The 25102-nt window shown below is 42.6% G+C and carries 14 protein-coding genes; 6 read left to right on the top strand and 8 right to left on the bottom strand.

Translation table 11 applies throughout. The annotated features are described in order from the left end of the window. Nucleotides 1–10 precede the first annotated feature (10 nt). On the bottom strand, nt 11–1063 hold the full coding sequence (locus tag ABID99_RS04850; RefSeq protein WP_373613035.1) for a response regulator: 1053 nt from the start codon (nt 1061–1063) through the stop codon (nt 11–13). Then, nucleotides 1060–2247 (bottom strand): PAS domain-containing sensor histidine kinase, encoded by a 1188-nt coding sequence (locus tag ABID99_RS04855; protein ID WP_090533214.1) that lies wholly within the window; start codon nt 2245–2247, stop codon nt 1060–1062. Before ABID99_RS04855 ends, ABID99_RS04850 begins: the two co-directional genes overlap by 4 nt. A gap of 194 nt (nt 2248–2441) precedes the next feature. On the opposite strand from ABID99_RS04855, the gene ABID99_RS04860 reads away from it, so the two are divergent. Further along, the gene (locus ABID99_RS04860; protein ID WP_373613037.1) at nt 2442–3419 is read left to right on the top strand and encodes a glycoside hydrolase family 43 protein; all 978 of its coding nucleotides are present in this window, start codon (nt 2442–2444) and stop codon (nt 3417–3419) included. A 238-nt stretch (nt 3420–3657) separates the two neighbouring features. On the opposite strand, the gene ABID99_RS04865 is transcribed toward ABID99_RS04860, so the two are convergent. The 6 genes from ABID99_RS04865 to ABID99_RS04890 form a co-directional block, all read right to left on the bottom strand. Next, on the bottom strand, nt 3658–3993 hold the full coding sequence (locus ABID99_RS04865; protein WP_090533212.1) for an L-rhamnose mutarotase: 336 nt from the start codon (nt 3991–3993) through the stop codon (nt 3658–3660). Nucleotides 3994–4008: 15 nt separating this feature from the next. Continuing rightward, nucleotides 4009–5025 carry an aldo/keto reductase gene (locus ABID99_RS04870; RefSeq protein ID WP_373613038.1) on the bottom strand — a complete coding sequence of 339 codons (1017 nt, stop codon included), beginning with the start codon at nt 5023–5025 and terminating at the stop codon, nt 4009–4011. A 17-nt stretch (nt 5026–5042) separates the two neighbouring features. Then, complete coding sequence (gene fucP, locus ABID99_RS04875) at nt 5043–6308, bottom strand: L-fucose:H+ symporter permease (protein ID WP_373613039.1); 1266 nt, start codon at nt 6306–6308, stop codon at nt 5043–5045. 69 nt (nt 6309–6377) lie between these two features. Beyond that, nucleotides 6378–8315, bottom strand: coding sequence for a glycoside hydrolase family 97 protein (locus ABID99_RS04880; RefSeq protein WP_373613040.1), 1938 nt, complete (start codon nt 8313–8315; stop codon nt 6378–6380). A 5-nt stretch (nt 8316–8320) separates the two neighbouring features. Then, the gene (locus ABID99_RS04885) at nt 8321–9967 is read right to left on the bottom strand and encodes an alpha-L-fucosidase (RefSeq protein ID WP_373613041.1); all 1647 of its coding nucleotides are present in this window, start codon (nt 9965–9967) and stop codon (nt 8321–8323) included. Nucleotides 9968–10456: 489 nt separating this feature from the next. Next, nucleotides 10457–11344, bottom strand: coding sequence for an AraC family transcriptional regulator (locus ABID99_RS04890; protein ID WP_090533203.1), 888 nt, complete (start codon nt 11342–11344; stop codon nt 10457–10459). Nucleotides 11345–11614: 270 nt separating this feature from the next. Here ABID99_RS04890 and ABID99_RS04895 point away from each other — a divergent pair, with 270 nt between their 5' ends. From ABID99_RS04895 to ABID99_RS04915, 5 genes are all read left to right on the top strand, one after another. Then, a complete protein-coding gene (locus ABID99_RS04895; protein WP_373613042.1) occupies nt 11615–15769 on the top strand; it encodes a two-component regulator propeller domain-containing protein in 4155 nt (1384 codons plus the stop codon). A gap of 427 nt (nt 15770–16196) precedes the next feature. Then, entirely contained in the window at nt 16197–17402 is a 1206-nt protein-coding gene (locus tag ABID99_RS04900; RefSeq protein WP_373613043.1) for a glycoside hydrolase family 5 protein, read from the top strand. Between the two features lie 70 nt (nt 17403–17472). After that, nucleotides 17473–20340 (top strand): beta-galactosidase GalA, encoded by a 2868-nt coding sequence (galA, locus tag ABID99_RS04905; RefSeq protein ID WP_373613044.1) that lies wholly within the window; start codon nt 17473–17475, stop codon nt 20338–20340. A 32-nt stretch (nt 20341–20372) separates the two neighbouring features. Beyond that, nucleotides 20373–22529, top strand: coding sequence for a glycoside hydrolase family 3 C-terminal domain-containing protein (locus ABID99_RS04910; protein WP_373613045.1), 2157 nt, complete (start codon nt 20373–20375; stop codon nt 22527–22529). 22 nt (nt 22530–22551) lie between these two features. After that, nucleotides 22552–24960, top strand: coding sequence for a glycoside hydrolase family 2 TIM barrel-domain containing protein (locus tag ABID99_RS04915; protein WP_373613046.1), 2409 nt, complete (start codon nt 22552–22554; stop codon nt 24958–24960). Nucleotides 24961–25102 lie beyond the last annotated feature (142 nt).

A 25102-nucleotide genomic window follows, 5' to 3' on the forward strand; every position in this document is an offset into this window, starting at 1 on the left:
ATGACCTTTGTCAGTTTCTCATTTTTACCAGCTTGTTAAGGTCTGTTATATTGATAGTTGCACCTTTTTTTTCTATTAGGCCTTCCTCTTTAAAATCAGAAAGCGTACGGCTTACCGTTTCGGTAGCCATACCGGCCATTGAAGCCATTTCTTCCCTTGATATTTTAAATTCCTGTTTTTCCCCGTTTTGTTTGTTCAGTCTTACCAATACCTGCGCCAGCCGTTTCCTTACCGAATGGTAGGCCAGCTCGATTAGCTGTTCTTCCTTTTCTTTGATATTGTTTGACAGTATTTTCAAAAATTGCCGGCCAACGTCGGGATATCGGTCAAGCATAGTTAAAACGGTATCTTTCGGCAGCAGGCATATGGCAGCGTCTTCGGTTGCTTCGGCAGTTTCGCCGTAAGCATCGTCAAGCAGCAGGGCATGTACGCCAAGGTAGTCGTCGGCTTTGTATAAGCCGGTCATCAGTTCCCTGCCGTCTTCGGCCAGTTTAAATGTTTTTATGCTGCCCTCCATTACCAGGTAAATTCCCTGCGGGCTATCCCCGTCATAAAACAATACTTGTTTTTTTCTTATCTGCCTTATTTTTCGACTGGCTATCAGTGCGTTTAACTCGGCAGCGCCGTTGCGCGAATTGATGGCCAGGTGCTCTATTTTTTGCAGCGACCTGCTAAAAAATGCCTGTTGTTTTTCTTTTTTGCTCAACCTGCTATCAATGGCATTAAGCAATTCTATGTCGTCAAAAGGTTTGGTAAGATAATCATCGGCACCCATTTCCATGCCTCTTCTAAAGTCTACCCGTTCGGCTTTTGCGGTTAAAAATATAAAGGGTATATTATCCGTTTCGGGCGATTTGCTGAGCATGAATAACACGCCATACCCGTCAAGCTCGGGCATCATGATATCGCACAAAATAAGGTCGGGTTTATGCTTTATAGCTAAGTCCACACCAATTTTGCCGTTACCGGCCTGTAATACCAGGTAGCCGGAAAGCTCCAGTATTTCGGCGGTGCTTTCTCTTATATCGGTATTGTCTTCAATAATGAGGATACTTTTTTTCATGATTGCGAAAATGTGAGCGTGAATGATGTTCCGTAATTAACTTTGCTTTCAAATTGCACCGTGCCGTTGATCAGGCCAACGTAGCGCGCCACTATATTAAGGCCGAGACCAGTACCTGATATATTGCCGGTATTGTGTGCCCTGAAAAACGCTTCAAACAAGTGCTTCTGGTCACTTTCAGGGATGCCTATACCATTATCCTTAACCACAACAACCAACTGATCGCTGGCTACCTCCGTGTTAAATTCAATAAAGGTATTTTCGCCCGAGTATTTGATGGCGTTGCTGATCAGGTTAATGATGCAGTTTTTTAACAGTGCGGGATCCAATTTAAAAACACTGGTAGTACCGGTATGCTGATAAATGATATTTTGGTTTTGTTTGGCTACCAGTTGCATTTCTTCTGTTATTTCCTCGCCAAATTTTACCAGGTTAAATTCGGTAAATACGGGCTCGACCTTGCCGGCTTCGAGTTTTTCGAGCGACAGAAAATCATTCAGGATACCCGTAAGGTTACCTACCGACGTTTTTATTTTGGCGATGTGTTTGCTGATGTTAGGATTGCTAAACTCCTGCGCATATTTTTCAACAAGGATGGCCGACAATTGGATACTGCTCAGCGGGGTCCTGAACTCGTGCGAGGCCATTGATACAAAACGGCTTTTCATCTGGCCAAGTTCTTTTTCTTTCTCTAATGACAGGCTAACTTCTTCTTTAGCCTGCAGCAATTCGCTTACCGAATGCTTTAAAGAAATTGTACGCTCCTCCACCAGCTCTTCTAAATGGACGGCGTACTCCTTTAATCTTTCCTCTGCCTCCTTTTCGCGTGTTAGGTCATGGATAAAACCGGTATAGATTTTTCGGCCTGAAAACTGTACTTCACTTACCCCCAGGCGGAAAGGGAATACCGAGCCATCTTTTTTTAAACCTTTAACTTCGCGGCCAAAACCTATAATGTGCGCCTTGCCTGTGTTTTGATAACGGTTTATATAACCATCGTGCAGCTCCTTATCGGGCAGCGGCATTAAAACAGATACATTTTTACCAATTACTTCGCCGGGGCTGTATTGAAACAGATTACATGCTGCCGGATTGATAGATTCGATAATTCCGTGGCTGTTTATGGTAATAATGCCGTCTATGGCATTTTCAATAATTGCTTTTAGCAGCGCGGCATTCTCCATCAGCGTTTCCTTGTTTAATGACAAAGATCACGAATGGATTTAGTCTTCAATATGATGTGCCTCACCATAAAAAGTGATCACAATCACTTTTTATGGTGAGGCACAAAGTAAAAGGATGGTTGAGTGTAGAGCAACCATCCTTTTTTTACCTATTTTTAAACGCTATTCGATATGTTAAATAGAAAACAAAATATATGAAGTATACGGTACTGATCCTGATCTTATCCATGTTTTTCAATAACGAGGCACGATCGCAAAACATGATTTCGGGCGGAGACTTTAAGGACACTGATGGAAATCAGATTAATGCTCATGGGGCAGGGGTACTTTATTATAATGAGGTATATTACCTGTTTGGCGAAATTAAAAAAGGCAAAACCTGGCTGGTCCCCGGACAAAGCTGGGAAGATTACCGGGTTCCTGCAGGCGGGGTGTCATGTTATTCGTCGACGGATCTGAAACATTGGAAAAATCTGGGAACTGCATTAAGATCTGTGACAGGTGACCCGTCAAATGATCTGGATACTGGCAGGGTAATTGAACGGCCCAAGGTGCTTTACAATGAGAAAACCAAAAAATTTGTGATGTGGTTCCATAATGACAGAAATGATTACCAGGATTCAAAGGCCGGTATTGCCATAAGCGATTCGCCCGGGGGGCCATACACATACCTGGGCAGTATCAAACCAAACAACCAAATGCTGCGTGACATGACACTTTTTAAGGATACCGATGGGAAAGCCTACGTTGTTTATTCGTCCGAAGGTAACAACACTATGCATGTTTGCCAGCTGAAAGATGATTATTTGAAGCCAACGGAACATTACACCCGGATTCTGATCGACAGAAACCGCGAAAGCCCGGCACTTTTCAAAAAAAACGGCAAATATTTCCTGATTACTTCGGGATGCTCAGGTTGGAGCCCCAATGCGGCATCTTACGCAACTGCTGATAGTATCATGGGGCCGTGGACTGAGATAGGCAACCCCTGCAGCGGTGCTAATGCAGAACAAACATTTTTTGCACAGGGAAATTATGTTTTGCCGATAAACGGAAAACCTTCAAATTTTATCTTCATGGGAGATTTGTGGAACAAACTTGACCTGGAGAAATCCGGTTATTTGTGGATACCATTCGAGGTAATCAACGGCGAAGTGAAAATAATTAACTGATGTAGTGCTGACGATAAATTGGTGTTTAGCCCTTAGCCGAAAGTCATAAACACTAAATAACCCAATAGCTGAAAACGGGAAAGACCGCTATGATTTGTGTCTTTCCCGTTGTATGCCCGGAATCGGGAGTCGTGTTTTTAATTTATTAAAAATCAGTATCTTATGTTGCCTATTGAGCGTTACGCAATGGATCGTTCAGCCCTGTTTCTTCGCAATATTATCTGTATATCACCCGTTCTTAAAGTTTAAAAATCTGTTTCATGATCACCCATTTTTCTCCTTCTTTTGCCCAGGGGAGGGGTTGTTGAAATAGCCACATGAGTTGCTCCCATTCCTGTACTTTAGGATTTAGCGCGTCCATTTCTTCTTTTTTTTTCGACTCAAAATGGTCGCTCGTTTCCATGATCATAAACAACCGGTTTCCCGTGCGATAGATCTGCATATCAAGAATTTCCGCGTCCAGTATGCTTTTGCGTATTTCCGGCCAACTATTTTCAGCCTTATGCCAATGTTCATATTCCGCTATCAATTGCGGATCATCCTTTAAATCGAGGGCCAAACAGTATCTTTTCATAGTGATATTTAATTTTTACAGATAAGCGGAAGCGTATGATTCGTCAACTAAGCCATATTCTTTCATTTCTTTCCAAAATTGTGTTGGGATCTTTAATGAAGCCAGCGAAACATTTTGTAAAACCCTGTCGGGATTTGTGGTATTCAGGGCGATACTTTTAACGCCTGGAGCATTTAACCCAAAAGCCACGCAGGCATCCGCCGGTTTTATTTTATAATCTGCACATAAGCCATAAAACAACTCTCGCCAACGATGTAAATGTTTGTCTTTTACCGGATCAGTTAACCGATAGTTATAATAATCAGACCCGGTTAAAAAGCCGCCGTTAAAAACGGCGGAATTAATAATCAAAGTTCCTTGCTTTTCAAGCTCCTGCATAAATTCAATTAATTCTGGCGGATGGCTATGAATTGTCATGCTATTGGCGATCATTACCCAATCCAATTTTACATCTTGCGTTATCTTTTTGATGATCCGCCAGTCTTTCGAACCTACACCAATACCTTTTACTTTGCCATTCAGTTTCAATTCATTCAGCGCACGGTAGGCTTCCAATATGTCCCGGTAACGTTGTGCTTGTTCCTGTTTATCTTTTGCTGCATTAAGGTATTCATCGGGGTCATGTACAGAAACCAGTTCTGCACGATAATTGCCCAGCAACTCATTTCCCTGTTCATAACATTCCAGGATGCCTTCATAACTTATTCGCTGAACTGCGTCATATTTCAGGTCGCGCCAAACACCCGGTTCAAAAGTAGGTTCGGGGCTTTTTAATGCCGTACGCAGCCAGCCCAATTTATTACTGATCAGTACCTCCGATGGGGAGACATTTAGTATTGCCAAAGCCTTTCCCAATGATTCGAGCGCGAGCCCCGCGCCGTATTTCCCTGCTGAGTCAAATACAGCCGGTTTAGGAGAATGCCTGATACTTTCGGCAACAATAGCATATTTAACATCGTCCGGAAGTGCCACATATAAATTTCCTAATCCACTGGTTCCAAAAATTATTTTTGGCAGATTGATTTCTTGCATATTGAAAATGGATTATTTTAAAGGATGGCTGAAACCGGTACACTTTCAGGTACTTTTACACGATGGCCTTTCAATCCGAAAAGGGCCACTACCGCAAAGCATACCAACGGTACCACATAACCATTTTGAATATTGCCAGTTACATCGCTGATATAACCGAATATCCTTGGTAAAACAGCACCATCGACAATAGACATAATGATCAGGCTGCTGCCAAATTCTGTATCAGCTTTTAAATCTTTTATGCCCAGGGCAAAAATGGTTGGAAACATGATTGACATGAAGAAACAGATCCCAATTACGGTGTAAACCGTGATCATGCCGTGACCAAAAATGGCGATTGCGGATAGCAAAATATTGATACCCGCATAAACTGCAAGTAAAACAGCCGAGCTGTAATACCTCATCAGGAAAGTACCAATAAACCTGCCTATCAGGAATGCAGCGCCGCACAAACCAAGATAGTAGGTCGTTTGCACCTCCGTAAGTCCGGCAGATTTCGTGGCATAAAGAATAAACAAACTAAATACACAAACTTGCGCGCCAACATAGAAGAACTGGGCAGCCACACCCCAGGCCAAATGACGGTGCTTCAAGGCATGGAAAATGTTTTTGCTGGCTGTATGTCCTTCATGCTGCTGGATTCTTGGCAGCCGTGTAAACGCAAAAAGTATTGCAATAAACACCAGCACACTGCCTAATATAAAATAGGGTGTTTTTACTGATGAAGCTTCGGCGGCCAGCGCCAGTTTACGGCCCTGTTCTGTCATTGCGCTTAATTGTGCCTGGGTATAACCTTTTGTCAGTATAATACGCCCGCCAATTATAGGCGCGAGGGTGGCAGCCAGCCCGTTAAATGATTGCGCAAAGTTAAGCCTTTGTGTAGAAGTTGCGGGATCTCCTAATGAAGAAGCATATGGATTGGCAGCAGTTTCTAAGATGGTTAACCCGCAGGCAATGATAAACAAAGCTACAAGGAAAAATGTGTACTGCTGTGTATTAGCTGCCGGTATAAATAAATAGGAACCAAACGCGAAAATTAGCAGCCCTGTGATAATACCTGTTTTGTAACCGTATTTTTTCATGATGAAACCTGCCGGTAAAGCCATCAAAAAATAGGCAATAAATACCGCGGAATCCACCAGAGTTGCCTGCACTGTGGTAAGCGTAAACGACTTCTTTAAGTGAGGTATCAATATCGGGTCGAGGTTATGTGCAAACCCCCACAGAAAGAATAGGCTGGTTATTAATATAAATGGAAAAAGAGTTTTATTCTTTGTCATGATCTGATCATTGTATTAAACTTTTGTATGCCGGATTAAAGGTTCTCAATTAATTACTGGGCAGTTATTTTACGCTGCCCATCCGCCTGCTGTATCCATATGGACGCTGATCACCGAATTAGCCGATATCTTTTTTTCAGACCGGGTTAGGTCTTGAGGAGATGATAACACGTCGCCCCATGATGATAACGTGTAGTTACCCGCCGGTAAAAAATCCATTTTCAATTGTACAGTTCTTTCAAAATCGTTTGTCATCGCGCCGATATACCAGTCTTTCCCGCTTCTTTTGGCAATAATGACATATTGGCCCGGGTAACCGCCAAGCACCTTTGTATCATCCCAAACGGTTGGCATATTGTTAAAAAAATCGGCTCCGGGCTTGCCCAAAATGTTTTCAGGCGCATCGCAATAAACCATAAACGGACTTTCGTAGATCACGAACTTTGCCAGCTCGGCGCAACGGCTGTTCATTACCTGGGTAGGGCTTCCCTTTCTGAAATCGCTTTTCTTTACATTCAGGAATCCGCCGGGAGTATAATCCATTGGCCCGGCCAACATACGGGTGAATGGCAATGTGGTATTATGCCCGGCTGTTATCCTGGTCGAAAATTTGGAATATTCTTCACCTAAAACTCCTTCGCGGGTTACCATGTTGGGATAGGTCCGCTCGATGCCGTCGGGTTTAAATGCACCATGAAAATCAACCATCAAATGATATTTTGCAGCCGTTTGGATGATACGACGGTACCAGTTCACCATTTGCTGATCATCGCGGTCCATGAAGTCAATTTTTATGCCTGCAATGCCCCATTTTTCGTAAATCGGAAACGCTTTTTCAAAATTGTCATTCCGGTTAACATCCGAGCTATATAACCAAAGCCAGCATTTAACCTTTTTGGCTTTAGCATAGGCTAAAATCTCGGCCATATTTAATTGCGGGGCCACTTTTGTAATATCTGCTTCAGGCTTGTTAAATGGCCCATACCATTGCCAGTCAATAAGCATGTAGGGCCAACGCTCTTTCGATGCCAGGTCTATATACTTTTTGATGGTCGGCATATCTACTTTTACGTCTCCGCTCCACCAGTTATCCCAGGCGCTCATGCCTGGTTTGATCCAGCTGGGATCTTTCAATACGTTAGGCGGGTTCAGGTTTTGTATCAGTTCCGATTCAATCAGTTTACTAGGCGAACCTGCCAGCATCACTACACGCCAGGGCGTAAGCAGGTTATTAGTGAAGCGTGCTTTAACACCTTTTTCATTTTCACCGGGCAGGGGCGATAGCTTGGTGATCAGGCTAATTTTGTCGGTAGCACCAGTGTCAGTTTTTGAGGATCCTATATAAAATCCCGGATAGTTATCAATATTGGCTTCAGTAAAAGCCGCATAATGATGCTCATCTAATTCAACAAGCAGGGGTAAGCCTGCAATTGTTTTTTCTGTGATATGGTTTAGGTTTTTCGGTTGAAATTCGGTTTCCTGGGAAGATGTATAACTGCCATAGTCTGCAACCCAGGTTTTTGCTTTTGCCGGTAAGTTAAAGGTGGTGAGTTCCTTTACTATTTGTCGGTCGCCAATTTTATCAGCTCCGAACAACTGATAGCGAAATGCAACGCCATCGTTATAAGCCCTGAACCATATGTTCATGCGGCGCATTGGTGCCGATTTTTCTACCAGTGATAATTCCAGTTCATTGTAATGGTCGGTTACAATGCTGTGTTTAGCTTTTACTATTGGCGCCCAGGTTTGATTAACAGCATGCTCCACATGGCTGGTTACGGCCATGCCGGTTCCGATAGCCGGTTCATCTTTAAACTCGAAACCGAGTGATGAAGAATGGACGATTGTTAAACCGTTGCTGGAAACGGTATATTGCAGGTTGCTGGTATTGTTTATTTCCACAATGTTTTTTTTATCCGGCGATACCAGCTTAAAAGTTTGCGCCAAAGAAGGACCTGCCAGTGAAACGGCAGTGATCAGGGTGTAACAAGTTTTCAGGTTCATCATATAAATTAAACAGCTCCTTCTATTTTTAAAACAAACGCATCTTTACCGGGTGCCTGCTCAGGCAATTTTACTTTAAGACCGGCCTCAGTCTGCTCAAAACTCAACTTGCCGTTTCCGAGCAAGCTTACACTGCTTACATTGCCTGTTTCATTATTTTTTGCTAACTTTTTAACAACGGCTTCATTCCCGGTTGGCCAACCCAGCATAATGGCGTAAAGGGTTTTGCCTTTTACGGTAAAACGGATATCTTCGGCTCCGAATGGTTTGCCTTTACCTTCATTAAAGCCCTGCGCGCTAATTGGGGCCGCTGAATCTGTTGCGGGTCCCTCTCCAAACACTTTCCACGGGCGGGTGCCATAAATTGCTTCGCTGTTAACCTGCATCCAGGCTCCTATGCCCTCAACAACAGTTCGTTCTTCGCTGTCGATACTTCCGTCTCCCCGTAACGGGACATTTAAAAGCAGGTTACCGTTTTTACTTACAATATCAACCAGGGTATGTACCACTGTTTTGGCACTTTTGTAGCCTTTATTATCAAATATGCGCCGATCATAATGCCAACCGCCAATACAGGTATCGGTTTGCCATGGTAAAGGTTCTATCTGGTTACTTTGGCCACGTTCTATATCCCATATCATGCATTTACGCTGCTGCTCATTCAATACTTTAGCAAACAGCGCGGCCTGTAGTTTTCCATGCTTTTTAATGCTGGTATTGTACATATGGGCAGCTATTTTTAAACCGGCGTCGCTTACCGGCCATAGTGGCAGGGCTGTATCATCAAAATAAATTAGTTCTGGGCCGTATTTATCTATCAGTTCAATGGTGCGGTTCAAAAACTTATCACAATAAGCTTTGCTGGGCACGCTTGCTCCGTTGCCCCAGTCCCAGTGACTGCCCATACTGTTGTCATCAAGGCTATCCTTACTTAAAGGATGGTTTTGTGCATATAATTCCTGTGGGTCGTAGCCACTCCACAATTTACCTGCGCCATCAGCTTTGGTAAGCTTGCCGTCATAAGGTACGCCTGCCAACGGGCCGGTTTTATCCGCACGTTGGGCAACCTCATACCAGGTCCAGGGGTGGGAAGCGTGTACGGTTACGCCAAAAGGCAAACCATGCTCTTTAGCTGCTTTGGCCCAGCCGCCTATCAGGTCTTTTTTAGGGCCAAGTTTAGTAGAGTTCCAGCTTTGGTATTTGCTGTCATAAAGGTCAAAATTATCATGGTGATTGGCCAGTGCCATAAAATATTTGGCGCCGGCTTTTTTATATAGGCCAACCAATTCATCTGGGTTCCAGTTTTCGGCTTTCCATTCGTTAATAACGTCTTTAAAACCAAATTTGGAAGGATGCCCATATTTTTGAACATGATATTTATACTGGTCGCTGCCTTCCTGGTACATGCCGCGTGCATACCAGTCGCCACGTTCCGGCTGGCACTGCGGGCCCCAATGCGCCCACATCCCGAACTTGGCATCGCGAAACCAGTCCGGCACCTGGTACTGAGTCAATGAATCCCAACTGGGTTTAAAAGGCCCCGAAGCAATTGCGGCGTTTGAATTAGTTTGCAGCAAACTGCTGCCAAAAGCCTTTGACAAATACAAAGACGAGAGCCCCGTGGCCATGCCTTTTATTAATGTTCTTCTTTTCATAATTGAGTTTGGAAGTTTTGAAAAAGTACCTGTCTGGATCAGCTGTGCAACGAGTAGCCAGGCCTTTAAGTAAATTTCTATATATCGTTATTTATAATTGGTTGATGAGCAATTCAGTTTACGTCGGTCAGTAATTGATCATCAATCAAATTTCTTTGAAATAATATTTAAATAGTTGACCTAATGGGACTTTTTTTTATACAAAACCGACTTTTGAGCGGTTAATATTACTATTGAAGTTAAGATTGATAAAAGGATCGGATGCTACTTAAATCAAATTATCTTTCAGGTTTGACTATAAATAGCTTATTTATTGAGGATTATCAAATAATGGAAATTAAGCGTTTGTTTACGCCATGTCAGGATGCGTAGTGAAAGAAAGCTTGGGAACAGGATTGTAAAAATGGAAGCATTGGCTGTTTCAGACCATGCTATTCTCAATTTGCAGCATTATTGGTGAAAAAAGCGACAATGATAAGCATAAGGATACTAATGATTGAAGCCAACCTGGTACATCTGTTTTTTATATTCGCTGGGCGACATACCGGTTAGCTTTTTGAAAGTTTTGGAAAAATAAGAAAGGTTATCAAACCCGGTTTGTGTGCAAATCTCTGAGTAAGCCATTCTGCTTGTTGCCATCAAATATTGTGCACGTTCAATTCGTTTTTCATTTATATAATTCAACGGCCTGGTTCCTGTGTGCTGCTTAAACTGCCTTGAAAAATAATCGACATTTTGATTTGCCCGGGAAGCCAGCAGGTTCACAGTTAGATCCATGTGTAAATTAACAAGGATATAATTTAAGGTTTCTGCAATTTTAACGGGTATAGATTTATGTTCTGGATGCTTAAATAATTGTGGGTTAAGGAATTTTGCGGTTAACATCATCAGGATACCTTGGGTTTCCAGGTACACGGAAGTGTTTTGTTGATTATTAAGTTCCTGATATTCCTTATAGTAGATATCTTTTTCATATACCTTGGGATTGTCTGACCGGTTAATTCCTCTACCCGGGTTGATTTCAAGCAGTCTGTTAAAAAGGTTGATATCCATTTCGGTGGCCCTTGTTCTCAATATAACCCTGTGGTTAGCGAAAAGCGAACTTCCATCTATCGAATCCTCAAAAAACTGAACAAAATACTGGCCCAGATAATCACTGCACCCTAAGTTACATAGCGTGAAACTTGGAATGATGTATAGATAGCCTGGTTCAAGCTTTAACGAACTGGCGGCATCTGATACTTCACCTTCTCCATCATCTATATAATAAATACGGTAGTAAGGACTGATCACATTCCTGTAATTCCATTTGGAGTTGAGCTTCACATAGTCAACGTTGAGGAGCGAGAAAGTATGTTTTAAATTTCTTTTGATCATCTGAATCACAAATATGCAAATTGCATTGATATCCCTAAATGCATATGAATATCTCAAATATAGTAAAGTCGGATTTTTACAACAAAAAGTCCATTTTAATTAAGTTTTTAGATGGCGGCTTACTGTAGGTTTGAATCAACCAATATAAAGAAGGAATATCTCAAAACTTTGCATTAATACCAGGCATTAACAGGCTTGCTTTGCATATTAAAATTCGATATTTACCAAACACTGTCTTTTATTGATTATTTTTATGAATACTCCTAAGCTATGAGATATAAATTATCACTAAGCGTGCTTATATTGTTGTTGACGTTTCGTGTTGCTTTTGCGCAAAATGGCAAATACCAGTTTTCGCAGCTCAACAGAAGCAATGGCTTGTCTCACAACCAGGTTAACTGCATTTTTAAAGATTCTGAAGGTTTTATGTGGTTTGGGACCGCGTCAGGCCTTAACCGTTATGACGGCTATAGTTTTAAAATATTCAAGCACGACGCTAATAATAAAAAGTCACTTAACGATGATTTTGTAAGCAGTATTTTTGAAGGACCCGGCAAAAAATTATGGGTGTCAACCCGCGGAGGATATTGTTTTTATAATCCGGAAACGGAGCAGTTTGACAGTGATATGTCGGTAATGACGAGCTCGTTAAAGGTTCCTGGATATCCTAACGTATCTAAAATAATTCACGGTGGTAAGGGCGAGTTTTGGCTTTTGTGCCCGGATTCCGGTCTTTACAGGTATAATGGAGTCAACAAAACAACCCGTCGGTATTATCACGACCGTTCAAGCGTATCATTATATTCAAATCTCATTTCAGACATAACTCAGGATGCTGCCGGCAACCTTTGGTTGGTATACCGTAACGGAATGGTTGAAAAGTTTGATATCAGTCAAAATAAAATTTCCTACCGCACAGATATTTTTAATAAAGCTGTTAATAGTAAAGATGCATATTACGCCATTACTGTTGATAAGGATAACGATTTATGGTTTTACACACCTGGTTTTTACGCCAACGCGTATTATTACAGTCCCTCAAGCAGGGCGTTCAGGCCTATCGCTAACGAACCTTCGGGGCTCAAATTAAAATCTTATATCATCAGCAACATTATCCAGGCTGATGACGGGTTAATATGGATAGCGACCGACCACGGCGGTATAAATTTGTTAGATAAAAAAACTTTCACATTTACCTATTTATTGAACAGGGAAGATGATGCCAAATCATTAAGTCAAAACAGCGTTATCAACCTTTATAAGGACGATTCGGGTATTATGTGGGCAGGCACCTTTAAAGAAGGAGTAAGTTATTATCACAAAAATATTATCCGGTTCCCATTGTACAGGCACTTCGCCTCAGACCCTAAAAGTTTGGGTTTCGAAGATGCTAACAAGTTTGTTGAAGATAAAAATGGGAACATTTGGATTGGTACAAATGGAGGAGGATTGATTTATTTTAACCGTGAAACCGGCAGCTTTAAACAATATAAGTACGAACCAGGAAATGCAAACAGTCTCAGCAATGATATTATTGTCAGTTTATGTGTCGACCATGATCAAAAATTGTGGATAGGGACATATTTTGGCGGCCTGGATTGCTTTGACGGACAAACGTTTACCCACTATAAACATGACGATAAGATAGCCGGGAGCCTTGCCGATAACCGGGTGATGAGTATTTTCGAAGATTCATCACATACGTTATGGATAGGGACATTTGCAGCCGGGCTCCAGATATTTGACAGAGAAAAAAAGAAATTTTCCCGTCCCTTTAAACAAACAGATATCAGGTGCCTTTACGTTTCTGCTCTGTTTGAAGACCGCAAAGGCAATATTTGGGTTGGAGGATACTTTGGTATCGATGTGATTTTAAAAAATACAGGCAGGTTTATCCATTACAGCATAAATAAAGATGATGCAAATAGTTTGATTAGTAATACTATTAACTGCATTAACCAGGACGGGCGCGGCTTGATCTGGATAGCTACACGCTACGGGTTAAGCATTCTTAATCCCGAAACCAACAAGTTCACATCGTTAACCAAGCGAAACGGGTTACCAGATAATGCCATATTGCAAATACTGGAAGATAGCAAAGGAAGAATGTGGTTGAGTACTGCTAATGGTTTAAGCAGGGTAACGCTTATTGCGCAAAAGGCTCCTTACGCTTTCAGGTTTGAGAATTTTGATGAAACGGATGGTTTGCAAGGCCGGGAATTTAATGATCAGGCAGGGCTCAAAACCCGCAAGGGCGAACTCATATTTGGCGGCGGGCATGGTTTCAATATTTTCGACCCCATAGCTATACATGCCAATATCAATAAACCTAAACTAACTTTTACTGATTTCTTGCTCTATAATAAAAGTATCAAGGCTAATGAAGAAGTTAACGGACATGTGGTATTGTCAAAAGCTATTTCGGCTACCCGCGAGCTGACGCTGACACACAATGAAAATGTGTTTACCATTGAGTTTGCCGCACTTAATTTCTTTAATCCCAACAAAGTAAAACATCAGTATATGTTGGAAGGCTTTGATAAGGATTGGATTGATGCCGATAATGCTACGAGAAAAGCCACCTACACCAACCTTGATGGGGGCGATTATACTTTTAAAGTAAGGGCGATTAGCCAGGAAGGGCGGTGGGACCCTGATTATATCACATTAAAAATTAAGGTATTGCCCCCGTTCTGGAAATCGACAATAGCTTATTTTATTTATATATTACTTTTATTTGGGATCCTATTTTTTATGCGCCGGCGCGGAATTCAAAAAATAAGAAGGCAGTTTGAAATCGAAAAGGAGAAACGCGAGGCTAAATTGTTAATTGAAAATGAGCGGCAGGAGGCCAGGCGTATGCATGAACTTGATATGATGAAAATTAAGTTCTTCACCAATGTAAGCCATGAATTCCGGACCCCTTTATCATTGATAATGGCGCCTGTTGATAAGATTTTAAAGCAAACCGAGGCCGAAGAGCAGAGAAATCAGTTGCAATTAATTAACCGCAATGCCAAACGGTTACTAAATATGGTAAATCAGTTGCTTGATTTCAGGAAAATGGAGGTGCAGGAACTTAGGCTGCATGCACGGAGCGGAGATATTATCAATTTTATTAAGGAAATGGTTTACTCGTTCTCGGATGTTGCTGAAAAAAAACATATCAGGCTGGTATTCGATTCGGAAATTCAAAACCTGATTGTCAACTTTGACCACGATAAAATCGAACGCATCATCTTCAACCTGCTTTCTAATGCTTTTAAGTTTACACCTGATGGCGGGCATATAAGCGTTTTATTGGCGATACTCGAAAAGGACTCCGGAAAGCAACAGCTTGAGATAAAGGTTATTGATACGGGTATTGGAATTCCGTTAGATAAGCAGGACAGAATTTTTGAGCGCTTTTTTCAAAACGAGGTGCCGGGCTCTATGGTTAACCAGGGTAGTGGTATAGGGCTGTCAATAACCAAAGAATTTGTAAAGCTGCACAACGGTGAAATATCAGTGCAAAGTGAACCCGGCCAGGGCAGTTATTTTACTATACTTTTACCTGTTGATTTAGTGACAGAGGAAGAAGTATCGATAAATGAACCTGATTTCCCCCGGACAGCAGTATCCGAAAACCCCGATTGGGTGCAGGCGGGAGGCAGCAATTCAATTAAGAAGCTTTCTGTTTTACTGGTTGAAGATAATGAGGATTTCCGTTTTTATTTGAAAGACAATTTAAATGATACTTTCAACATTATCGAGGCTGCCAATGGAAAGGAAGGATGGCAAAAAACCCTGGCCCTTCACCCTAACCTGGTAGTCAGCGATATCAGCATGCCGGAAATGAATGGCATTGATTTATGTCGGAAAATACGAAACGATAAACGTACATCACATATACCGGTTGTGTTGCTTACGGCTGTTACAGATGAAGAACAGCAATTGGAAGGGCTTGAAACCGGCGCCAATGATTACCTGACCAAGCCTTTTAATTTCGAGATTCTGACTTCTAAATTAAAGAACATATTGGCCATGCAGCAAGATATGCGTAAAACTTATCAAAAGCAGCTTGACGTTACCCCAACTGAAGTAGAAACCGAATCACTTGATGAAGCGTTTATAAAAAAAGCGGTACAAATAATCGAAAAAAACATTGACAATGCCGAATTCTCGGTAGAGGAATTGAGCAGCGAATTATTTGTGAGCCGCGTAACCCTGTACAAAAGAGCGTTGGCTTTAACAGGAAAATCTCCCGTAGATCTGATCCGTACCATCCGCCTCAAACGTGCCGCACAGTTGCTTGAGAATTCACAATTAACTATATCACAGATCTCTTACAAAGTAGGCTTTAAAAGCCAAAAGTACTTCGTACGATGCTTTAAGGCCGAATTTAATTGCCTTCCATCTGCGTATGTCAGCAACAAGAACAAATAGCGTTTTATAAGCCTTCAGCCGGTTTTACCGTAAGGAAATCGCTTTTAAAATTTGCCGCTTATGGCCTCACCTAAACCCTTTCCAAAGAAGAGGGCTGGTTTAGCTTTAGTTGTGTGCGAAATCGCATTTATTATTTTTTAAAACGATTTACCTGATTTTGCTATTGGTTTAACTTGATGCTTTTTGGGTCTTTTTGTTAAATTTAGTACAACATCTGTTTCAGTTATGACCGATTATTGGGTGCGAATCTACTTTAATGTGCTGTAAATAAGCGAAGTATGTGGTTTTAACATTTGTGTCCCCATTTGTGAACAATCGATTGCACCCCGGCATTTAGATTAGCAGCGTAATTCAATGTTTCTTTATTGTAAAACGCAATTAAAGTTGGGCATTGCTTAAGCCAATTTTCAAACCTGCTTAATTTACTATGATGTTAAAACGTATACTTTGGTGTACTGCTGCTATTTTTTCGATGGCTTCTCCGCTCAAGGCCGCTTATCGCAATAGTCCTCAAATGGCAATGAAGGATACAGCCGTTGTCAGAACAATTTATCCCTCATACAATATTTCGCCCAAGGCTCCTGATAAAACGGGAATGGATAACACTGCTGTGCAACAGGCAGCAAACATCAAATTAGGCTGGAACATCGGTAACACAATGGAAGCGCCCGGCGCCGAAACCGGCTGGGGCAATCCTTTAATTACAGAAGATTATATCAAACTGGTTAAGCGGAGCGGGTTTAATGCTATTCGTATCCCTTGTGCCTGGGATCAATATTCAGATAAAAAAACTGCCAAAATACAGGATGCCTGGTTAAACCGCGTAAAACAGGTAGTACAATATTGTGTGAAAAACGATATGTATGTGTTGCTCAATATTCACTGGGATGGCGGTTGGCTTGAAAATAATATTACTCCGGCAAAACAGGATTCTGTTAACGCTAAACAAAAAGCGTTTTGGGAACAAATTGCAACAGCAATGCGCGATTTTGACGAACATGTGATGTTTGCCAGCGCTAATGAGCCGGCTGCAGATGATGCCGCGGCAACAGCAATACTTGCTACCTATCATCAAACTTTTATTAACGCGGTTAGGTCAACCGGTGGTAAAAACGCCTACCGTGTATTGGTACTGCAGGGCCCATCTACTAACATGGAAAAAACAAGTCATTTTATGACATCCCTGCCAACCGATCAGGTGGCAGGCCGGCTAATGGTTGAGGTACATTATTATTCTCCCGTTAATTTTTGCCTTATGGAAAAAGATGAACCATGGGGCCGCATGTTTTATTATTGGGGGAACGGGCACCACTCATTATCGGATTCTGCGAGAAACCCAACTTATGGAGAAGAGGCTGAGGTTAAGAGCACATTCCAACTCATGAAAACAAAATTCGTTGATAAAGGAATCCCTGTTGTGATGGGAGAATATGGCGCTTACAGACGAACTGCCCCTAAAGATTTGGCGGTACACAATGATGCTGTAGATTATTGGATAAAGTTTACAACACAACAAGCTATAGCCAACGGCCTTAAGCCATTTTTTTGGGATATAGGTATTGCCCTGGACAGACGAAATAATAAAGTACTTGATCAACGCACAATTAATGCCCTTATAGCAGGGGCCAAGTAACAATTTTTGCAATGATAATAAATCCGCTGATTGCCATGCAAGCGTCTTATACCAAACCTTGTTTAAAAAAATGAAACCAACCTACTTTTTGTATTTTTTGATTTTAGTGTTCGCTACAGGGAACACTATAGCCCAATCCCCCGAAATAGCTTCAAAACGCGAACATTTATCTGTTGATAATGACTGGCGCTTTGCTTTGGGTCATGCATCCGATGTTTCTAAAGATTTTTATAACGGGACCGGCGGGTTCTCCTATTTGGCCAAAACTGGTTATGGCGATGGCGCCGCATCGGCAGAATTTGACGACAGGGGCTGGCGTAAGATCGACCTTCCGCATGATTGGGCAGTTGAACAGCCATTTAGCCCGAAAGGCAGTTTCAGTCACGGATCGAAAGCTATTGGCCGTAACTTCCCCGAAGCAAGCGTTGGCTGGTACCGCAAAAGTTTCGTTGTGCCGGCTTCTGATCTCGGTAAACACATATCCATCGCATTTGATGGCGTTTTCCGAAATAGCATAGTTTGGGTAAACGGACATTACTTAGGCACCGAACCCAGCGGCTATAATAGCTTTGAATACAATATTTCAGAATATTTAAATTATGGCGGCAACAACGTTATAGCCGTACGTGCGGATGTGACTATGGAAGAAGGTTGGTTTTATGAAGGCGCGGGCATTTATCGCCATGTGTGGCTTAACAAAACAAACCAGGTTCACATCGTGCCCGATGGAACGTTCGTTACCACGGCGGTAAAAAGTAATGTGGCCGATGTTACTGCAACGGCCACCATCAACAATGATGACAAAAAAACAAGAAGCTTTAATATAACTCAAACTATTATTGATGATAGTGGCAAAGCCCTTGCGACGAAAACGACTACCGGGCTTACGTTGAAGCCTTTCGCATCGCAGGATATTAAAAATATTTTGACGGTTAGCAATCCAAAACTCTGGTCATTAGAAACGCCCAATTTACATAAGCTGATTACCACGGTTGAAGAGAATGGAACTGTTATTGACAGTTATGTAACAACTTTCGGGATCCGCACCATCAGGTTCGACGCTAACGAAGGCTTTTTTCTAAACGGCAAACACGTAAAAATACAGGGCACGAATAATCACCAGGACCACGCCGGGGTAGGGGCTGCTATACCCGATGCTTTACAGGAATTCAGGATCAGGACTTTAAAAGGCATGGGCTGTAATGCCTATCGTTGTTCGCATAACCCGCCAACACCCGAATTGCTCAACGCCTGCGACAGGTTAGGGATGCTGGTCATTGACGAAAACCGCTCGATGGGGATTACCCCGACCCAGTTAAATGATCTGAAAAGGATGATCCTGCGTGACCGTAACCATCCCAGCATCATTAGTTGGTCGATAGGGAACGAGGAGTGGGCTATTGAAGGCAATATTACCGGCGCGCGGATAGCAGCCACCATGCAGGCCTTCGCCAAATCGGTTGATTCAACGCGTTATATTACGGCGGCCATAAGCGGCGGTATCGGCTCGGGGATATCAACAGTGATAGATGTGCTTGGCTATAACTACGTTGCCACCAAAAATACCGATGAGCAGCATAAAAAGTATCCGAATCAATTTAGCTGGGGTACCGAAGAGGGCTCGACAGTTGCCTCGAGGGGGATTTACGAGGATGATATGGACAAGCACCAGCTTGTGGCATATGACAGAAAACAAAACGACTTTTTTTATAGCCTGGAACAAGGCTGGAAACATTATGCCTCGCGTCCGTACCTGGCCGGCATGTTCATCTGGACCGGTTTTGATTACCGGGGAGAACCAACGCCGTTTGGATGGCCCTCAGTGGGGTCATATTTTGGGATGGTTGATGCCTGTGGTTTTCCAAAGGACGATTACTATTATTTAAAATCATGGTGGACGAACGAGACAGTGGTGCACCTGTTGCCGCACTGGAACTGGCATGGCAAAGAAGGCCAGGAAATAAGAGTATGCGCATATAGCAATTGCGACGAGGTGGAGCTATTCCTAAACAGAAAAAGTCTCGGCAAAAAAACTATGGAGCCGAACGGACACCTCGAATGGCAGGTAAAATATGAGCCCGGGACGCTGGAAGCTGTAGGGTACAAAAAAGGCATTAAAGCCGGTAATGATATTGTTAAAACTACGCTTACGCCAAATCAGGTTAAGTTAACAGTGGACCGCAAAGCGATTAAGGCCGATAAAAAAGATATTGCCATAATTACAGTGCAGGCCGATGACAAAAACGCCCTGCGGGTGCCAACCGCCCAAAATGAGCTGAGCTTTTCAATTACAGGCCCCGGCAAAATCATAGGGGTGGGCAACGGCGATCCAACATCGCTGGAGGCGGATCAATATTTAGAACGGATAGACCTTATTAATATAGGCGCTTTCAAAGAGAAATTTGTCGACGATTTAAACGCGAAGGCCGAGGTTGCAGCGGATTATAACGATAGCAGCTGGCAAAATGCTTTTAAAGATACCCGGGACGATGAATTTGGCCGAAGAGTGAAAGCCATAGTTTACCGGGCTGGTTTTACCATGCCTGCTGATGCGGCAACCGCTACCGCTACCTTATTTAGTAAAAATATCGGCAAAGTTCAAAACATCTACATCAATGGTAAGGAAATAGGGCACGAAATCAAAGCAGGCGATGGGAACACCGAATTTAAACTGGATGCTTCATTACTGCACCCCGGTAACAATACTGTCGCTATTGTAGCTACCCCCTTGCTTAAAGCCAATATTTGGGCGAGCGTTAATACCGATCCCGGCCTGATCCAATTGGTTTATCCAGCGGCGCAATATAAGCGAAAGCTCTTTAGCGGCTACGCCCAGGTTGTTGTCCAGTCAACCGGGCTGCCGGGCACTATAGTTTTAAAGGCAATCTCGCCGGGGTTAAAGCAGTCGGCTATTGAAATTACAGCTGCTGATAAATGATGTTAAACAAAGAATTTAAAGAAATAATGCTTATGAAATATATAATTACCTGTATTATCGCGCTTTTTTTGTTTGGTAGTGTATCTGCACAAAACAAAAACGATGCAGCCCTTAAATTAAAGATCAATAGTATCATCAAAAAGATGACACTTGAAGAGAAAATAGAAATGTTGCACGGCAACGCTTTATTTTCTTCGGCAGGTGTGCCGCGTTTAGGTATCCCTGAATTGACCTGTGACGACGGGCCATTAGGTGTGCGCGAGGAAATAAAACGCTTTGACTGGGCTTCGGCCAATTGGACAACCGATTCTGCTACGTTTTTACCCAACGGATCGGCAATAGCTGCGACCTGGAACCCCATAATGGCCAATAAATACGGTGTGGTGATAGGAGAGGAAGCGAATGCCCGTAAAAAAAATGTGATGCTTGCGCCTGCGTTCAACATCTGCAGGATGCCCCTTTGCGGCCGTACTTATGAATATTACTCAGAAGACCCCTATTTAAATAGCCAATTGGCCATTCAATCGGTAAAAGGGATTCAAAGTCAGCATGTGGCGGCCTGTATTAAACATTTTGCCGCCAATAATCAGGAGCTTAACCGCGATAGTGTAAATACAATAGTTGATGAAAGGGCCTTGCAGGAAATCTATTTCCCTGCTTTTAAAGCTGCCGTTCAGCAGGGCAATGCTTATACCGTTATGTCGGCTTATAATAAGTTAAATGGTTATTGGTGTTCTGAAAATGGGTATTTATTAAACAAAGTTTTAAAAGGAGACTGGGGCTTTAAAGGCGTGGTTATGTCTGATTGGGCCGGCACGCATCATACTGTGGCGGCAGCAAACAATGGCCTTGATATTGAAATGGGTTCGAGCGGACCTTATGATCAATGGTATCTGGCTAAACCATTGCTTGCCGCTGTTAAAGCCGGGCAGGTTTCAGTAAAAACTATTGACGATAAAGTGGGCAGGATTTTATGGCTCGTGTACCATACATCCATGAGTGCCAACCATCCAAAAGGGGCTATCGCAACACCGGAGCACACTAAAGCCGCATATGATATCGCCTCAGAATCCATAGTTCTGTTGAAAAACGATAAACGATTATTGCCATTAAAGACAAATGGGATTAAACGCATAGCAGTTATAGGAGATAATGCCGTACGTACTTTCGCCTTAGGAGGATATGGCGCGGGTGTAAAGGCTAAATATGAGATTACCGCATTAGAAGGGATAAAGTCAAGGTTCGGTAAAACCGTCGATATCAGGTTTGCACAGGGTTACAGGGCAAAGTACCAGGCGAGTAAAACTGCTGAGCAAAATGGCGACTATAATAAACCCGATCAGGACCTGATTAATGAAGCCATAGCACTTGCTAAAAGCAGTGATGTTGTCATTTTGTGTATTGGTTCAAACCGTGAATACGAAAGTGAAGCCCATGATCGCAAAAGCCTGGAACTGCCTTTTGGCGAGCAGGCTTTGGTTAACGCCGTAAGTGCCGTTAATCCAAATACCGTTATTGTCGTAATGGCTGGTGCGCCATTTGACCTGAACGAAATCAAAAAATCAAATCACACTATTGTTTGGTCATGGTTTAACGGCTCAGAAGCCGGCAATGCGCTCGCCGATGTGTTAAAAGGGACTATAAACCCATCGGGTAAGCTTCCATTTACCTTCCCGGCTTCGTTAAATGATTCGCCGGCGTTTAATTTAAATACCTATCCGGGCAATAATCTCACAGCCGAATATAAGGAGGGAATATTGGTTGGCTATCGCTGGTATGATACAAAAAATATAGTGCCGCTGTTCCCATTTGGTTATGGCCTTTCTTATACCGATTTTTCTGTCAGCAAACTTTCCACAGATAAATCAATTTATAAAAAAGACGAAACGATCCATGCGAAGTTTACGATCAAAAATACAGGAGGAAGAAATGGTGCCGAAGTTGTGCAGCTGTATGTAAACGATCCGGTTTGTTCTGTAAAACGCCCCGAAAAAGAGCTTAAAGCTTTTAAGAAGATATTTTTAAAGACCGGCGAAACAAAGACGATAGAAATGCAGGTGAAAGCTGCAGATCTGGCATTTTATGATGAAGCAAAAAAAGGCTGGAACACAGAAGCCGGCGAATACGTTCTTGAGTTAGGTAATTCATCCCGTAATATCATTCTTAAAACAAAAATTGCAGTTAAATAGCTGTGTTAAGCATACCACTTTTATGAAAAGAATAACAATAGCCACCTTGCTTTTGGCTTATAGTGTTCTAAGTTTTGCCCAATCTTCGGTTGGCTCCGGGCGAAAACAATTGTTTGATTACAATTGGAAATTTAACCTGGGTGACGATTCATTGGCACGGTTACGGGATTTTAATGATAATGCCTGGCGTAACCTTGACTTGCCGCATGATTGGAGCATTGAAGGGAGCATAAGCCCCAAAAATCCTACGGGAGGTGCGGGCGGTTATTTCCCGACGGGCATTGGCTGGTACAGAAAAACGTTCAAGGTAGCTCCTGAATGGAAAGGAAAAAGCATTTTCGTTTATTTTGAGGGCGTTTACATGAATTCGGAGGTGTTTATCAATGGTAAATCCCTTGGTATCCGGCCTTATGGTTTTTCGTCATTTAGGTATGATCTTTCGCCTTACCTGGATTTTAACAAAGAGAATGTGATAGCCGTACGTGTGGATAATTCACAGCAAGTAAACAGCAGATGGTATAGTGGTTCAGGAATCTACCGCCATGTGTGGCTTGACGTTACCAATCCCTTACACTTAGCCGATTGGGGAGTAGCCATTACAACACCCGAAGTCTCTTCAAAGCAGGCTTCGGTACAGGTTAAGGCTACGATAAAAAACGAAACCAGCTTTCCGCAGCGCATCGCTGTTAACACCCGGCTGCTATCCGCAAGCTTTAAAGATGTGGGAAATAATACAACAAAGGTAGAGTTACCGGCACACAGCGAAAAAGAAATTACTCAAATTATAAAAGTATCGAAGCCATTATTATGGACACCAGAAACTCCATATTTATACCATGCTCAAATTCAGGTATTAAAAGCCAAGGAAAAAATTGATGAGACAAAGACCGCTCTTGGCATCCGCTCAATAAAATTCACGCCGGACAAAGGTTTCCAGCTTAATGGTAAAACTGTGAAGATTAGCGGCGGATGTGTCCATCATGACAACGGGTGCCTTGGTGCCGCTGCTTTTGACCGGGCCGAGGAACGTAAAGTTGAGTTAATGAAAGCTGCCGGTTTCAACGCTGTGCGTACATCTCATAATCCACCGTCCGAAGCTTTTTTAGAAGCTTGCGACAGGTTAGGTTTATTAGTTATTGATGAGGCTTTCGATGGCTGGAGAGTTGGTAAAAACAAACACGACTATTCTGTATATTTTGATAAATGGTCGAAACGCGACCTGGAAACAATGGTGCTGCGCGATAGGAACCATCCTTCAATTTTTATGTGGAGTATAGGTAATGAAGTGGTTGAGAGAAACAAGCCAGAGGCTGTTGTGATCGCTAAAATGCTTGCAGGTATTGTTAAAGGTATAGATAGCACACGACCGGTAACATCGGCAATTGTAAAGTGGGGCAATGACTGGGAATCTTTAGATCCGCTTATGGCAGCTCATGATGTTTGCGGCTATAATTACCAACTTCAAGGTGCTCCCGCAGATCATAAAAGGGTGCCCTCCCGTGTTATTTTTCAGACTGAATCATATCCGCGAGATGCTTTTGCCAATTGGAAGCTGGTACAAAACAACAATTATATTATTGGTGATTTTGTATGGACAGCGATAGATTATTTAGGCGAATCGGGAATTGGCCGATGGTATTATTCGGGCGATGTGCCAGGAGAACATTGGGAAAATGATTTTTTTCCGTGGCATGGTGCGTATTGCGGAGATATAGATTTAACCGGATGGAGAAAACCGATTTCGCACTACCGCAGCATGTTGTACAACGATAAGGAAAAGCTGTACATGGCTGTCCGCGAGCCAAAGCCCGAACCGCTGGAAATCAAAGAAACCTGGTGGTCTGTATGGCCTACCTGGGAAAGCTGGACATGGCCAGGCTTTGAGGGCAGAAAATTAGACGTAGACATATATTCAAAATATCCCAAAGTAAGGCTTTACTTCAATGACAAACTTCTTGAGGAGAAGCCTACAACAGTAAATCAGGAATTTAAAGCTACTTTCTCAGTACCCTATACGCCAGGGACCCTCAAAGCAGTGGGCGTTGAAAATGATAAAGAAATTGAATCAACTACGCTGCAAACTTCAGGCTCCGCTGCTAAGGTCAGGCTCATTGCCGACCGTAAGCAGCTATTGCCGAATGGGCAGGACCTATCCTATGTTTCAATTGAAATCACTGATAAGGATGGCGTACTACAACCAAACGCATCAGATCGGCTTCAATTTAAAATTGAAGGGTCTGGTGTAATAGCCGGAGTGGATAATGCGAATGTCAAGGACACCGACCCATATATAGGCAATTCGCGCAAAGCCTGGCATGGCCGGGCCATGGTGGTAATCAGGAGCACTCATAATGCCGGCGATATTAAGCTTACCGTTAGTTCCGAGAGATTCTCCTACACGTCTATCATCATAAAAACGGTCGGGCACTAAAGTAATTTAAAATAGATGACACTGGATACCGATAAATCGAGATTACTTGCAGGAAAGTATCGCAATGTGCGGCCTGCATTCCAATTTATGACATGAAAAAACAAGTTGCATTAAAATCAACTGCGATAGATTTTTCCAACTA

Origin of the sequence: Mucilaginibacter sp. OAE612 (genome assembly GCF_041806395.1) — a bacterium.
In the GTDB taxonomy this organism is placed as follows: Bacteria; Bacteroidota; Bacteroidia; order Sphingobacteriales; family Sphingobacteriaceae; genus Mucilaginibacter; species Mucilaginibacter rubeus.